Origin of the sequence: Buchananella hordeovulneris (genome assembly GCF_001907235.1) — a bacterium.
Taxonomy (GTDB): domain Bacteria; phylum Actinomycetota; class Actinomycetes; order Actinomycetales; family Actinomycetaceae; genus Buchananella; species Buchananella hordeovulneris.
In genome coordinates, this window is record NZ_MQVS01000003.1 from 186,645 (window position 1) to 199,493 (window position 12,849).

10 protein-coding genes and 1 pseudogene are annotated in these 12,849 nt (G+C 63.9%); 6 read left to right on the forward strand and 5 right to left on the reverse strand.

Annotated features, from left to right (window positions below; translation table 11 throughout):
* Nucleotides 1–335: 335 nt before the first annotated feature.
* The 5 genes from BSZ40_RS04190 to BSZ40_RS04210 all read right to left on the reverse strand — a co-directional run bounded on the left by BSZ40_RS04190 (nt 336) and on the right by BSZ40_RS04210 (nt 6,072).
* Nucleotides 336–944: a response regulator transcription factor gene (locus tag BSZ40_RS04190; RefSeq protein ID WP_073823600.1), complete on the reverse strand. Its 609-nt coding sequence runs from the start codon at nt 942–944 to the stop codon at nt 336–338.
* Nucleotides 941–2,134 carry a sensor histidine kinase gene (locus BSZ40_RS04195; RefSeq protein ID WP_073823602.1) on the reverse strand — a complete coding sequence of 398 codons (1,194 nt, stop codon included), beginning with the start codon at nt 2,132–2,134 and terminating at the stop codon, nt 941–943. The genes BSZ40_RS04190 and BSZ40_RS04195 overlap by 4 nt, the downstream gene beginning before the upstream one ends.
* 56 nt (nt 2,135–2,190) lie before the next feature.
* On the reverse strand, nt 2,191–3,015 hold the full coding sequence (locus tag BSZ40_RS04200) for an ABC transporter permease (RefSeq protein WP_073823604.1): 825 nt from the start codon (nt 3,013–3,015) through the stop codon (nt 2,191–2,193).
* 36 nt (nt 3,016–3,051) lie between these two features.
* Nucleotides 3,052–4,038: an ABC transporter ATP-binding protein gene (locus BSZ40_RS04205; protein ID WP_073823606.1), complete on the reverse strand. Its 987-nt coding sequence runs from the start codon at nt 4,036–4,038 to the stop codon at nt 3,052–3,054.
* A gap of 168 nt (nt 4,039–4,206) precedes the next feature.
* Entirely contained in the window at nt 4,207–6,072 is a 1,866-nt protein-coding gene (locus tag BSZ40_RS04210) for a cell wall-binding repeat-containing protein (protein ID WP_073823608.1), read from the reverse strand.
* Nucleotides 6,073–6,320: 248 nt separating this feature from the next.
* Between BSZ40_RS04210 and BSZ40_RS04215 the strand changes: the two genes are divergently transcribed.
* From BSZ40_RS04215 to BSZ40_RS04235, 6 genes and pseudogenes are all read left to right on the forward strand, one after another.
* A complete protein-coding gene (locus tag BSZ40_RS04215; RefSeq protein ID WP_073823610.1) occupies nt 6,321–7,220 on the forward strand; it encodes a DsbA family protein in 900 nt (299 codons plus the stop codon).
* 103 nt (nt 7,221–7,323) lie between these two features.
* Nucleotides 7,324–7,992, forward strand: a complete 669-nt coding sequence (locus BSZ40_RS04220; RefSeq protein WP_084542611.1) for a DUF3841 domain-containing protein — start codon at nt 7,324–7,326, stop codon at nt 7,990–7,992.
* A gap of 858 nt (nt 7,993–8,850) precedes the next feature.
* Nucleotides 8,851–10,051: pseudogene (locus BSZ40_RS11510) on the forward strand (IS3 family transposase).
* A gap of 77 nt (nt 10,052–10,128) precedes the next feature.
* Nucleotides 10,129–11,487, forward strand: a complete 1,359-nt coding sequence (locus BSZ40_RS11260) for an AAA family ATPase (RefSeq protein WP_084542613.1) — start codon at nt 10,129–10,131, stop codon at nt 11,485–11,487.
* Nucleotides 11,445–12,401, forward strand: a complete 957-nt coding sequence (locus BSZ40_RS11515) for a hypothetical protein (protein WP_143180877.1) — start codon at nt 11,445–11,447, stop codon at nt 12,399–12,401. The genes BSZ40_RS11260 and BSZ40_RS11515 overlap by 43 nt, the downstream gene beginning before the upstream one ends.
* Nucleotides 12,394–12,657, forward strand: a complete 264-nt coding sequence (locus tag BSZ40_RS04235) for a transposase (RefSeq protein ID WP_245793830.1) — start codon at nt 12,394–12,396, stop codon at nt 12,655–12,657. Before BSZ40_RS11515 ends, BSZ40_RS04235 begins: the two co-directional genes overlap by 8 nt.
* Nucleotides 12,658–12,849: the final 192 nt, after the last annotated feature.

Consider the following 12,849-nt stretch of genomic DNA (forward strand, 5'->3'; position numbering starts at 1 on the left):
TGCCCCGTATACGCATCAGCTGCCTGCCCCACCCACCCCGGCACCCCACCACCCACATGCCCCCACACCTGCGTAGCCTGCAAACGCCCACGCAACCGATCCACATCCGCCACCAACTCCGCCAACGCCCCCCGCGGATCCTCCGGCAAAGGCATCAACACTACCGGGTCAGCCACCATCGCCCGCCCCTTCCCTTTACGGCCGCAGCCCGCCACAGCACGGGCCAAACACCGCCAGCCTAACAACCCCCACCCACCCCGGTCCCCAAAATGTAAACCGGATTTGCTAACCAAGTGGGCAGAGCGGGCTCGCGGGCGTCGCCAGCCTGGTGGTCGCTAGCCGATCCAGCCTTGGGTGCGCGCGATGTCTGCGGCCACGTGCCGGTTGGGGGCGCCCAGCTTGGTGGCGGCAGCCGACAGGTAGTTGCGCACGGTGCCGGGGGAGAGGTGGGCGCGGGCCGCGATCTCCTCGATGGGCGCGCCGTCAGCGGCCAGCTCTAGCACGTCGGCCTCCCGGGGAGTCAGCGGCGAGTCCCCGGCGGCGATGGCTTCGGCGGACAGGGCGGGATCGACGTACCGCTGCCCGCTGTGCAGGGTGCGGATGACGTCGCCGAGCACCCGCGCCGAGGTGGTCTTCGGTACGAAACCCCGCGCCCCGGCCTGCAGGGCGCGCTTCAAATGCCCGGGCCGGGCGTGCGAGGTGAGGATGAGACAACGGGTGGTCGGCACCCGCCGGGTGACGGTCTCGACGACCTCGACCCCGTCGGCGCCCGGCATCTGCAGATCCAGCAGCGCCACATCCGGCTGATGCTTCTCGATCGCGGCGATGGCTTCGGTGCCGTTGGCTGCCACGGCCACCACCTCTAGGTCCGCCTGCAGCCCCAACACCTCCGACAGGGCGTCACGCAGTAGCGTCTCGTCGTCCGCCACCAGGATCCGGATCATGGCGCCTCCACTCGTCGCACCTCAGCGGTCAACTGAAACTCGTGACCGGTGTGTTCCCACGTGACCTTACCGCCCAACCCCTGCAGGCGGGAGGCCAGGCTCGTCAGCCCCGAGCCGCGCGTGGTGCCGGGCGTGGGGGCGGCGGGCGCGTCGTTGGTCAGGGTCAACCGCACCACTTCCCCCACCTCGACGACGAACTTGGCCCAGCTAGCGTCGGAGTGCCGCACCAGATTCGTCGCCCCCTCCCGCACCGTAAGCGCCAACGGCTCGACGGCCCAGACGGGCACGGCAGCGGGGTCGCCAATGAGCCGAGCCTCCACCCCCGCAGACGCCAGCAGCGCCCGCGCGCCCGCCAGTTCAGTGCCTAGGTCGGGGCGACGATACTCAGCCAGCACGGCCCGCACCTCGCGCAGCGCGTTGTCGGCCACCGTCTTCACGGCCTGGGCCTCGGCGGCCGCCCGCGGCGCGCCCTCCAGGTCCGCTAACTCCGCCACCAGGTCGCTCTTGACGGCCACCGCCGTCAGGGTGCGGCCAAAGACATCGTGCAAGTCGCGGGCGATGCGCAACCGCTCCTCGGCCACCGCCAGCTGGGTGCGCACCGCATCCAGCTGCTCCTGCTCGACCACGGTGTCTAGCACCGACAGCGTCCACCTGTACGAACCGACCAGAATTAAACTGGCGACCGTGGCCGAGATGGTGGTCGGGACAATCACCGCCAGCGGGGAGGGCAGCGGGGAAATGTCTTGGGTGGTGGCGAAAACGGTCATCACTACGCTGGCGGAGACCGGGACGAAGACCGACAACAGGTTGCTTTGCCAGGTGCGCAAGCCCGGCAGCAGCGGCATCACCAGCAGCAGTCCCGCCCCGATGGCAACGAAGCCGGACACCTGCGGGCTCAGGCCCGCCGTCGGGATACTGCCCAGCGCCGCCAATGCGGAGGCCACCAGCGCGGTGATGAGGGGCAGACGGTAGCGGTGGGCCGAGCCGTGGCGCAGAGACAGGTGCCAGACCACGGCCCCCAGGGCACACAACACGAAGTACGCCGCCACCACTGTGATCAGGCTGGGACTCCAGCGCTCTGCGTCCGCGGCGGCCGCCAGCACTCCCAGCGGTGCGACCGCGAAGGACAGGTCTCCCGACAGCGCGGTGTAGCGGCGAAAGCGCACCGAGCCGGACAAACGTTGTGCCATACCAAGATTCTCCCCACAAAAAGCGGGCGGGGCCGACGGGCCCCACCCGCGAGTCGTCACCGGCGCGGCAAGAACCGCATGTAGCGCGGAGCGAGGTACCACACGAGGGCCGCCCAGAGCGCCAAACAAGCCACGTCCTGCCCGATGACCGAGAACGACTCCAGGAACGTCAGGGGCGCGCCGGTGGCCGGGTGCGTGCCCAGGGCCGCCGACAGCATGTCGTTGGTGGCGTGCAGCGGCGTCCAGGCCGCGACCCGCTGCACCGCCGCCGGGAACAGGTGAATCGGCAGCCCCATGCCCGACAGGAAGAAGCTCACCAGCAGGATCGGGGTGGAGGTGTATTGCGCCGAGTCCGTGGTGGCCGAGAACGCTGAGGTCAGCACCGCCAGGCCCGCGAAGACGACGGCCGCCCCGGCCAGCGCCAGCAACAGCAGCAGCGGGTTGCACAGCGGGAACCGGCCGTCAAGCACGGTGGCGATACCCAACCCGAGGGCCACCTGCAGCAAGACCACCACCATGCTGGGAATGGAGGCCGCGAACAGGGTCTCCCACTTGGTGGCCTCCCCGGTGTCCATCCGGTGGAAGACCCCGTCCTCGCGCCGGGTGACGTAGATGACGGTTAGGTTGTAGTAGACCGCGAAAACGAAGCCCCACGTGATCAGCATCTTCACCAGCAGCGTCGCGAACGAGACCGGGGAATCAGGCGTCTTGACCATCGGCGCGTAGGCCAGCGCCATGAGCGGGGCCATCAGCAGCCCGGTAATCATCACCGTGCGGTTGCGCAGAAACAGGCTCACTTCCGCCCGGGCGATGGACATGATGCGCTTGAACGGGCGCGAGGCGGCGCGCGGGGCCGGGACGTTTACGGTGGCGGTAGTCATTTTCTTTCTCCTTTACTTCAGCGACGACGCGGGGGACTAGCGGGCGGGCGCGCTCTGGCGGCGCGCCGGGTTGGCGGACGACGGTGGGGCGGCGGGGGAGGCGTCGTGCTCCGCGATGTTGGCCGACAGCTGCAAGAACGCCTGCTCCAGGGAGGCGGCCCGCGCGTCGAGCTGATCCAGGTGCAGCCCTTGCGCGTCCGCGGCGGCCAGTAGCGCCCGCAGTGTGGTGTGCAGGTCGACACTGCGCAACTTGGTGTGTCCGCGCTCGTGCACGATGTGGCCGGTGCGGGCCGGTAGGGCCGCCAGCACGTCGTCCGGCAGGGCGGTGTCCGCGAACTGGATGGTGGCCGGTTGACTGGCCACGATCTGCGACACCGTGCCCTCCGTGCGGATCTTGCCGCCCGCCATGATGAGCACCCGGTCGGCCAGCTCCTCGGCTTCCTCCAGGTAGTGCGTTGTCAACAGGATCGTCGCCCCGCGAGACAGCATGCCCCGGATCAGCTCCCACGTGCGGCGGCGCGAGGCCGGGTCCAGGCCCGTGGTTGGCTCGTCGAGGAACAACAGCTCGGGCCGCCCCAGGGTGGCCAACGCCAGATCGAGGCGGCGCTTCTCCCCACCGGACAGGCTCTTGATGCGCACGTGCGTGCGGTGGCTCAACTCCGTCAGCTCCAGGGCTTCGGCGACCGGTCGCGGCTGGGACAGCGTGCCCGCCCACATGCGCAGCGTCTCCCCGACCGTCAGCTCCTGGGCAAAGCCCGCCTCCTGCAGCATGATGCCGGAGCGGGGCCGGATGGCCTGCCGGTCCCGGATCGGGTCCTGGCCGAAGAGCTTGACCTGCCCCGCCGCGGCGGGCGCCGATCCTTGCAGCACCTCCACCAGGGACGTTTTGCCCGCCCCGTTGGTGCCGAGCAGGGCTACCAGCTCGCCCTTCGCCACCTGCAGCGAGACCCCGTCGACGGCCACGAACGCGGCCGCGCCCTTGCCGTAGACCCGGGAGACGTTTTCTGCCTCGATCGTGTACATCGTTTCTTCCTTCCCTCGGAGCAACTAACTGCCTCCAGTCTCCGGTGGGCGGCGAGGTGGCAACAGTGTCAAGGCGCATGAGCTTTTGTGGCAGGTGCCTGGGCGGGCCATGACATATGTCAGGGGCGGGTGGCAACAGCCACCCGCCCCCGGCACACCGAGACGGAACTACAGCACGGCCCGCACGCCGTCGAACACGGCCTGGTTCAGGGCACCCTGCCCGCCGGTCAGCCAGACGTTGGCAATGTCGCGGGCGGCCAGGAAGTCGGCGACACCGGGCGGCAGCGCCCCGGGTGGGGACAGCAGTACGACGCCGTCGGTGTGCGCGGCCAGCGCGCCCCCGGCCAGGGCGTCCGGGAACGAGACGCCCGAAGCCAAGACCACCGTCTGCGGGCTCTGCGGCTGGTGCAGCGCCGCCTGCAGCGCGGTGGCGTACCGGTTGGGACCGGCCAGCGGCGTTACCTGCACCTCGGCGTCGCCCGTGGACTGCGCGGCGCGCACCGCGCTACCGCCGATAGCGATGAAGTTCGGCGAGTACGACTTGGCGGCCGCCAGCGTCTGCGGGTCCAACTTGGGGCCGCTGGTCAGCAGGAGCACACCGTCGTGCTTGGTGGCGACGGGGCCGCCTGCTAGGGCGTCGGCGAAGTTCAGGCCGTCGACCAGGACGACGGTGCGCACCTGTTTGCCGTTTTCTGTTAGCACCTGGCGGGTGGTGTCGGCTACGGCGCGGGCGGTGGCGAAGCGGTTGGGGCCGGCCAGGCGTTCGACTTGGAAGCCGCGTTGGCGGAGTTCTGTCAGGATGTTGTCGCTGATGGCGGAGGTGCCGCCAACGGCGTAGATCTTGGTCACGCCGCGTTGTTTGGCCAGGTCCAGGCTGGCGCGGGTGGGGGCGGGCAGGGACTTGGCGGCGGTGAGCAGCACGGGGCTGCGTAGCGGGCCTGCTAGGGCGGTGGCGGCCAGGGCGTCGGCGAACTGCTCGCCGGAGGCCAGTACCAGGTTCGGGCCCCAGGTGGCGCGGCTGGCGTAGACGGCGTGCGATGTGGCGTAGCGGTTGGGGCCCGCCAGGCGGTCGGTGAGGCGCGCCGTGGTCTTCTGGGGCAGGAGCAGGGTGAGCGGGTCGAGCTCCACCCCGGTCGGGTAACGGTCATCGAAGGCCTTGTTGCCTTCCGCGCTCAGCCGCACCGTGGCGAACTGCACGCGCGTGTGAGTGCCCTGGTGCTGCACCATCGGCTCGCTGAGCGTCGCGATCGAGAAGCGCCGCAGCGGCGGCTTGGTGTCCGAATCGATCGGTTTGGAGGCGACCAGGGCCGTCAGCTGCCAGCCCGCGTCCGTGCGGATCACCTCCGGGTCGGCGATCGTCAGATCCAGCACCCCGTTGTGTCCAGTGAAGTCAACGCGCCCCTTGAACTGGGCGCCCGTGAACGGTTCCGTCTGCGGAGCCTTTCCGGCGGCCAGGGGGAAGGAGAACTCTCCGGTGGCGCCCTCGCTCAGCTGCCACGAGCCGTGCGCGATGGTCTTGATGTAGCGGCGGAAGGACGCCTTGACCCCCCAGTCGAGCCGGACCGAGGCGGCGGCCGCCTCCTGGGTGCCGTCCACTGGCGTCGACGTGGCCGCCGCGTCCTCCTCCAATTCACCGACCGGTTCGGTGGACTCCGGGGCTGACTCGGTGGTCTCCGGGGCCGACTCGGTGGTCTGCGGGGCTGACTCGGTGGTCTGCGGGCCGGGCGCGGCGGGGTCGGCTAGGGGCGGAATGCCCGGGGCCTGGCCGTCCGGCAGGGGCGCGGGGTCGGCCGGAGCGGGTGCCGGGGTGGCGTCCTGGTCCGGGCCGGGGAGGGCGTCGGTGGGCGCGCTGGGAGCCGCCGGAGTTTCGGTCGACGGCGTGTCATCGGTCGGCGGGGCCGCACTCGGTGCCGGGGCGGGCGCGGGATCGGCGGGCGCGGCGAGCGCGGCGGGCGCGAGCACCGCCGAGCTGAGGCTGAGGGCCGCGGCCACCAGCAGGGCGGCGCGGCGGCGACGGCCAGGAGAGCTGGTCATCTGCATCCTTTCGTCGGGTGGCACACCAGCCACCGGTTCAAGTAAGGGCAGCCTAACTAAAGAGGGGAGTGGGGCGGGGGAGGCGGAGCGTGACCACCGCCACGGGCCGGGCGTCGGCCGGCAACGCGCGGGAAATATGGCGCACTCAACCTGGTTATGCGACGTCTACCAGGCGTGGGCTGCCAACGCGCGGGAAATATGGCGTCCGGTGGCGGGGCGGTGGGGTAGCGTGACGGCAAGGAGGGGCCATGTTGGTGTCGATCACGGTTTTCACCGACCCGGTGTGCACCTGGTGCTGGGGGAGCGAGCCCATGCTGCGGGCGGTGGCCGAACGCTACGGGGCGCAGGTGGAAATCCGCCAGGTCATGGGCGGGCTGGTGCCGGACATCCGTAGCTTCCGTGACGACGCCAACGGGATCGGGGGAGACCCCGAGCAAGCCAACCTAGACGTCGCTGCGCACTACGCCGCCGCGGCGGGCCGCCACCAGATGCCCGTCACGCCCACCGGGCTGCGCCTATTCGACGCCGAGCACGTCTCCACACACCCCCAAGGCATCGCCTATCACGCCGCCCGCCAGCAGGGCGACGAGCTCGCCGAGCGGTTCCTGCGGCGGATGCGGGAAGCAGGCGCGGCGGAGGCCCGGCAGACCAACCGCCCCGAGGTGCTGGTGGAGTTGGCCGCCGAGGCGGGCCTGGACGTCGGCCGGTTCCTGGCGGCCCTGGAGGACGGCACGGCCGCCGACGCCTTCGCCACCGACCTGCGCCTGGTCGCCGAGACCGGGGTACGGGGCTTCCCCGCGTTCCTGTTCACGGTGCCGGGCAAGCACCCGGTGCTGCTGCCCGCGTGGCAGCCGTACGGCACGTTCCGGCAGGTAATCGGCTTCCTCACCGGCCAGCGGGCCGTGGAGGCGCAGCTGGAACCGACGGTGGAGCGGGTGGCCGAGTTCGTGCGGCGGTGGCGGTCCGTGGCTGACGTGGAGGTGCAGACCGCGTTCGAGCTGAGCGACGACGCCTGGTCCACCCTGGCCCCGCAAGTGCTCGCCGACCCGCGCATCGTCGAAATGCCCGCCGAGAGCGGGCGGTTCCTGCGTTGGCAGGAGCCGAGCGGGGCGTGCGCGGTAGCGGGCAGCGGGGTGTGTGGGGTGTGAGAGCGGTGGGGTGTGCAGTGGACGGCGGGGTGTGCGAGCTGTGGGGCGTGCGGCGGGCGGTGGGGCGTGAGACCGGCGGGCTGGCCGGAGGCTGGGGGCGGCGATGGCTGACTGCCTAGGGTCCGTGGTGCCTGAGCGCGCGGGGACTGTGAGCGTGGGGGAGGGCGCGCCGTGGCCGGGACTGGGGCCCGGCGGACTGGGTGAGCTGACGCTGTGGACGATGCAGCCGCCCGAGATCTGGGCGCAGCTGCGGGCCGGGCGGACCGTGCGGGCGGAGGTTGACCGGTGCCACGCGGCCGCCGGGCCGGAAGGGCTCGATGCGCGCCGGGTGGCCGCCTACGACTGGATCGCCGCCCAACTGGCGCGGCGTGACCCGCGGCCGGAGGGGGTGCGCTGGCCGCTGTGGGCGTGGTGGTGCATCGGCGAGGACGGGCCGGTGCGGCCCGACCTGCGGCGTTACCGCCAGAACGGGCCGGGCGTCATGCTGGAGCTGCGCGTGGCGGCCCGCCGCGTACTGCTGACCGACTTCGACGGCTGGCACAACGTGCTCAACGACGAGTTCAGCGGACGGGGACTTACGTGGTACTGGGCGGAGAAAGAAGCCGCCGCAGGCGACGTGGCGCGGTTGAGGTGGTTGGAACACCGCAAGCGGCACTCGTGGCGCCGCTGCCTAGCCGTCCATCCGGCACGGCCGACCCAGGCGGTGCTGTGGGAGATTCAGCCGGAGGATGTGAAACGGGGCTGGAATTTTCAGGGTTTTGTGCAGGAATGACGGTTATTTAACGGCCGCGCAGAAGAGCTAAAGTGTGTTGCGTCACGTGCTGTTTGGGTGAATCTGCTCAAGTTCTTAGCGGTTGAAGCCGGGTGCTGCGTTTCCCAGGTGAGGTTTGGAATTGCAGGCGCTAAAAGTGTCAGTAGCCACTGAGACCTTTCCTGTTGTCCGCCAACACGGGTGGATTGACTGAACGGAAGGAGTTTCCCATGGAGATTGAGATTGTAGGTGTTCGCTTCGAACAGTGGACGCGGTCGGAAGAAGCGATCACGCATTGAACAACCCGGTGAGCCTGCCGCTCTGTTGACGAGGTTGAAATGCCGAAAGGATCTTGCACAGGGGGCGCTGCGGCTTATATATTTGGTACACTTGGCTGGCATTGTCTGGTTTTACGAAAGGGGGTGAAGCATGGCTAAAAACAGCAAACAAACATCTGCAGCGGTAGCGAAGAAAGCGTCCGCTGTACTGCGTGATGGCAGATCGTCTGCGCGTACTAAGGCGGTGGCTGGCTCCGCTCTAGCGCAGGCCAAGCCGTCCAAGCGCGGAAAATAGCTAGCAGCTATCTTCCAATCCTGACGTTTGTCAAGCTAGCCAACCCGGCATGGTAAGTGTTACTTCCGCAGATTCATGTAAATTCTGCTGATGGTGATACATTGCCGCCGTAAGGCTTGTTGACTTAATGTCTACTGGGTTGCTCTGCCCGCTATTCTAGATGGGCAGAGCAGCTCAACACTGAAGGTCATTCAGGGAGCTTGTTTGAGTTTTGGTGTGTTGCGATAGAGTGACAGCTCGTTTCTTAGGACAATTTGTGAACCGTCCTGGGTTTGGTTCGGGTGGTCGGCCTGAAAGGATTGACCTATGCCGAAGCGTTTCTCCCCAGTGTTCAAGTCGCGTGCTGTTCGTCTTGTCAGCGACTGTCTGGCATCGGAACAGACAGTCTCCCTTACCAGTGTTCTACGCGAGGTGGCCGTCAATCTCGGGGTGCGGTATGAGAAAATGCGCCGCTGGTATCGCGATCCCAGATTGAGACAGGATCTTGAACAAGCACTGCTAGAAGCCGAGGTGGCCCGCCTGCGGCGGGAAAAGCTCAGCTCCGCCAGGCTGGCGAGATCCTGAAGGCAGCCTCGACTTTTTCGCCAAAGAACTCGACTCTCGGTACCCGAAATGATCGCTTTCATCGACGCCCACCGTGCTAGGTTCGGCGTTGAACGCATCTGCAAAGTTCTATCCGAACACCGCCAAGGCGGCCTCATCACTTGCCCAGGGGTATCACAAGGCCAAGAACCGTGCGCCCTCTCGGCGCTGCTTGCGAGATGCCGCTTTGATCCCCGTCATTGAGCACATCCACCGAGAGAACTACTCGGTGTACGGAGTGCGCAAGATGTGGCATGCCCTCAAACGCGAAGGCTAGGACGTGGGACGCAATCAAGTAGCCAGGCTGATGAGACTTGCAGGGCTCAGGGGCGTTGTGCGTGGACGCAAGGCAGTAACAACCAGGAGCGCTCCTGGGACCGATACACGCCCAGATCTGGTTGAACGCCACTTCGCGCACAGTGCCCCTAACCAGTTGTGGGTTGCGGACATCACTTACGTTCGCACCCGCAGCGGGTTCGTTTACACTGCCTTCGTAACAGATGCCTTCAGCCGCAAAATCGCTGGCTGGGCAGTGAGTAACACACTTAATGCCCAGGCTCTGCCCCTGCAGGCCCTGGAACAAGCTATCGCCACCGCCAAGGCAACTCTAAAGGGATTGGTCCACCATAGCGATCACGGCAGCCAGTACGTATGTGTCGCCTACCACGAACGCCTGGTCGAAGCAGAAATTGATGCCTCTGTCGGCACTGTGGGAGATTCCTACGACAACGCACTGGCCGAGACCGTCAACGGCTTGTACAAGAGCGAATTGATCTACTCCCAGCACTGGGCGGGACTAACCGAAGTTGAATGGGTGAACTGGTGGAACAACACCCGCCTGCACAGCGAACTGGGTTACACCACACCCCAAGAAACCGAAGACCGCTACTACCAACACCACACCCACCAAATGAACATCGCCTAGGAACCAAACCCGGGACAGTTCACTTGGGCATCGGCAGGATTGACGCCAATCATCAGGAGCTGTGGTAGGCTAGTCGAATGAGTGAAATCAGCCCTTTTCTGGTTCAAGCATCCGTTGCTGGACTCTTCGGTGAATATGATCATGAGATAAGTATTGATCCCCAGTATGGATACGTAATTATTTATGGTCCGAACGGCGTTGGAAAAACAAAATTTCTGGAAATAATACACTATGCAAGTAAGTTGAGTGGGGATAAACTAATGACGTTGCCGTTCAGGGGCGCATTTCTTCGCTATTCGGACGGCAGTGAACTTGCGGTTGAACGCGTCTTCGGGTCCGCAGATAACACCAAGGAAATAAGGTGTCGTGCAATTGTATTTACTTTGAGTCTTCCCGGAGGCAGGTCAGTTGAATGGAGATGCGGTCGAAATCTGGAAATAGATAGTGGTCGAGGTCCTGGCAGGCTGCTTGGCCGCGGATATGGCCCTATATATGCGGAAGATGGATGGGAGGATTTAGACGGCGACTTGATGTGTTTAGTGGACTCAGGTTTCTCCGACGTGATCTCAGGGGGACAGCGGGACCATCGGCGCGCACCAAAAGAAATGCGAGACTTCTTAGAGGCTGTCCCAAGTTACTTGATTGAAACGCAGAGGCTGAGGGCGAATGGAAGTATAAGAAGGCATCCGCGTCGTCCAAAGTCTGTGTCAGAGCGGTCGCGAATACGCGAACAATCAGAGCACATTCGGAGTCTTCTTCGTAAGGCGCAAACAGAGCACTCCCGGATTACTCAGGGTCTAGACCGAACCTTTCCAGATCGAGTTCTAAACAAGGCACGTAGTGAATCTGTCATTGATTCAGATCAGATCAGGGATCGCTATAGTAAGCAAAATGCCCTTCGGGAGCGGTTAAGTAGGGTGGTATCTGTAAAACTACAAGAAGAATTACCTCTGCCGGAAGAAGAGTTGGAGCCGTGGGCTCTCGCCTTGTTGAGTCTCTATCTTGATGATGCCGAGGAAAAACTGAAGCCTTTCGGGGACCTCCTGGAGAAGATTGAGCTCTTAGAAAAAATAGTCAACAAGCGTTTGATGAACAAAACTCTTACGGTGACTGCCGAGGAAGGCTTGACTGTTAGGCACTCCACCTCATCCCTCTCCATTGATCTTGATTCTCTATCTTCGGGTGAACAGCATGAAATTATTCTTCTTATCGACCTGCTGTTTAATGTGCCGCCCGGTGCAGTGGTTCTCATAGATGAGCCAGAAATTTCCCTGCATGTGGCATGGCAAATTGCTTTTTTGCCGGATGTGATTAGCATCGCAGATTTGGTGGGGTTTCGATTTATTGTGGCGACACACTCACCTCAAATAATTCATGACAAGTGGGAGCACGCATGCTCTCTAGGGCGAGGGAACACGGGGTGCTCTGGCTCATGAAAGATCACTTGGATGAACACACACTCTTCAACACAGTTGCAATGCAATGTAAAGCCACAGGGAAGATGGCTTTAGTTGTTGAAGGTAAGACTGACTATCTTTTGCTTTATAGGCCGTTCGGGGGCCATATATTGTTGAAGCACGCAACGGGCGGTAAGACGCAGGTTTTGCAGGCAGCTAAGTTGGCTTTGGATCGGAACTTTGACTCTATCCGGTTTCTTGTGGACAGGGACTACGATAACTATCGAGAAGCTAAATCTTATGGGTCAAATGTGCTTGTTAGTGTTTCTCACGACTGTGTTATCGATGTTGTTGCAAGGGCCCGAGATGATCTTCATCATGTCATCTGTGTTAGGGTGGCTAGGGTGTCGCCAAGATTCTCAGACGAGTCGTGCGTCCCCGAGGATATAGCTCGTGAGGCATATGATTTATGTGCACGATTTTCTGCGACTAGAATAGTTGCAGCAAGGCGTTCTTTGGACCTGAGGCTAAGTGAATTTAAATTTGGCGGCCTTAAGAAATGCCAGCTCTCGCCGGAAGAAATTGCCAACCAGGCACTTGTGCGCAGCAGGTATCAGGGCGATGATCGGGAAAGGATAGTTCAAGAATCTTTGAAAGAATATGAAAGGATTAGAATATCCCCCCTTTTGGAAATAGGAGATCATGACTTTTTTGACGCCCTTGCTTATGTGCTTAACGAAAGATGTAGGGTGAAGGTCAAGGGTGATGATCTTCAATATGATGTGTTGGGCGCGATTTCCTCCAAGGCTGTATTTGAGACGCAATGGTGCAAGGAGATTATGGCGTGGTTGAAGCGTTCTGGGTTTGGTTCCGATCTGTTGTTGAGAGGATTCGATCATAACGAGGAAGTATCCAGAAACGTTTCGTGCTCGGGCGGTACGGATGGTGCGTGAGCGCATCGAGCAGGAGGAAGGAGTCAGTCAGTATCGGGCGGTGTGTGACATCGCGCCGAAGTTGGGTGTGTCGTGGAGGACGTTGCAGCGGTGGGTCAAGCAGGCTGACATCTATGCCGGTGTCCAGCCAGGGGTGACCTCGGATGCTGCTGGCGAGATCAAGCGGTTGCGGCGGGAGAACGCCGAGTTGTGGCGGGTGACCGAGATCCTGAAGACCGCGTCGGCGTTTTTCGCCGCGGAGCCAAACCGCCCCTAGACGCGATGATCACCTACATCAACACCTATCGCGATCAGTTCGAAGTCGAGCCCATTTGCACCACGTTGCAGGACACTGAGGACGGGTCCATCACCTCTCGTGCGGGTACCGGGCCGCGAAACGTCGTGCTCCCAGCGCTAGGACGCTGCATGACGGGGTCCTCATCGCCGAGCTGAAACAGATCCATGCAGC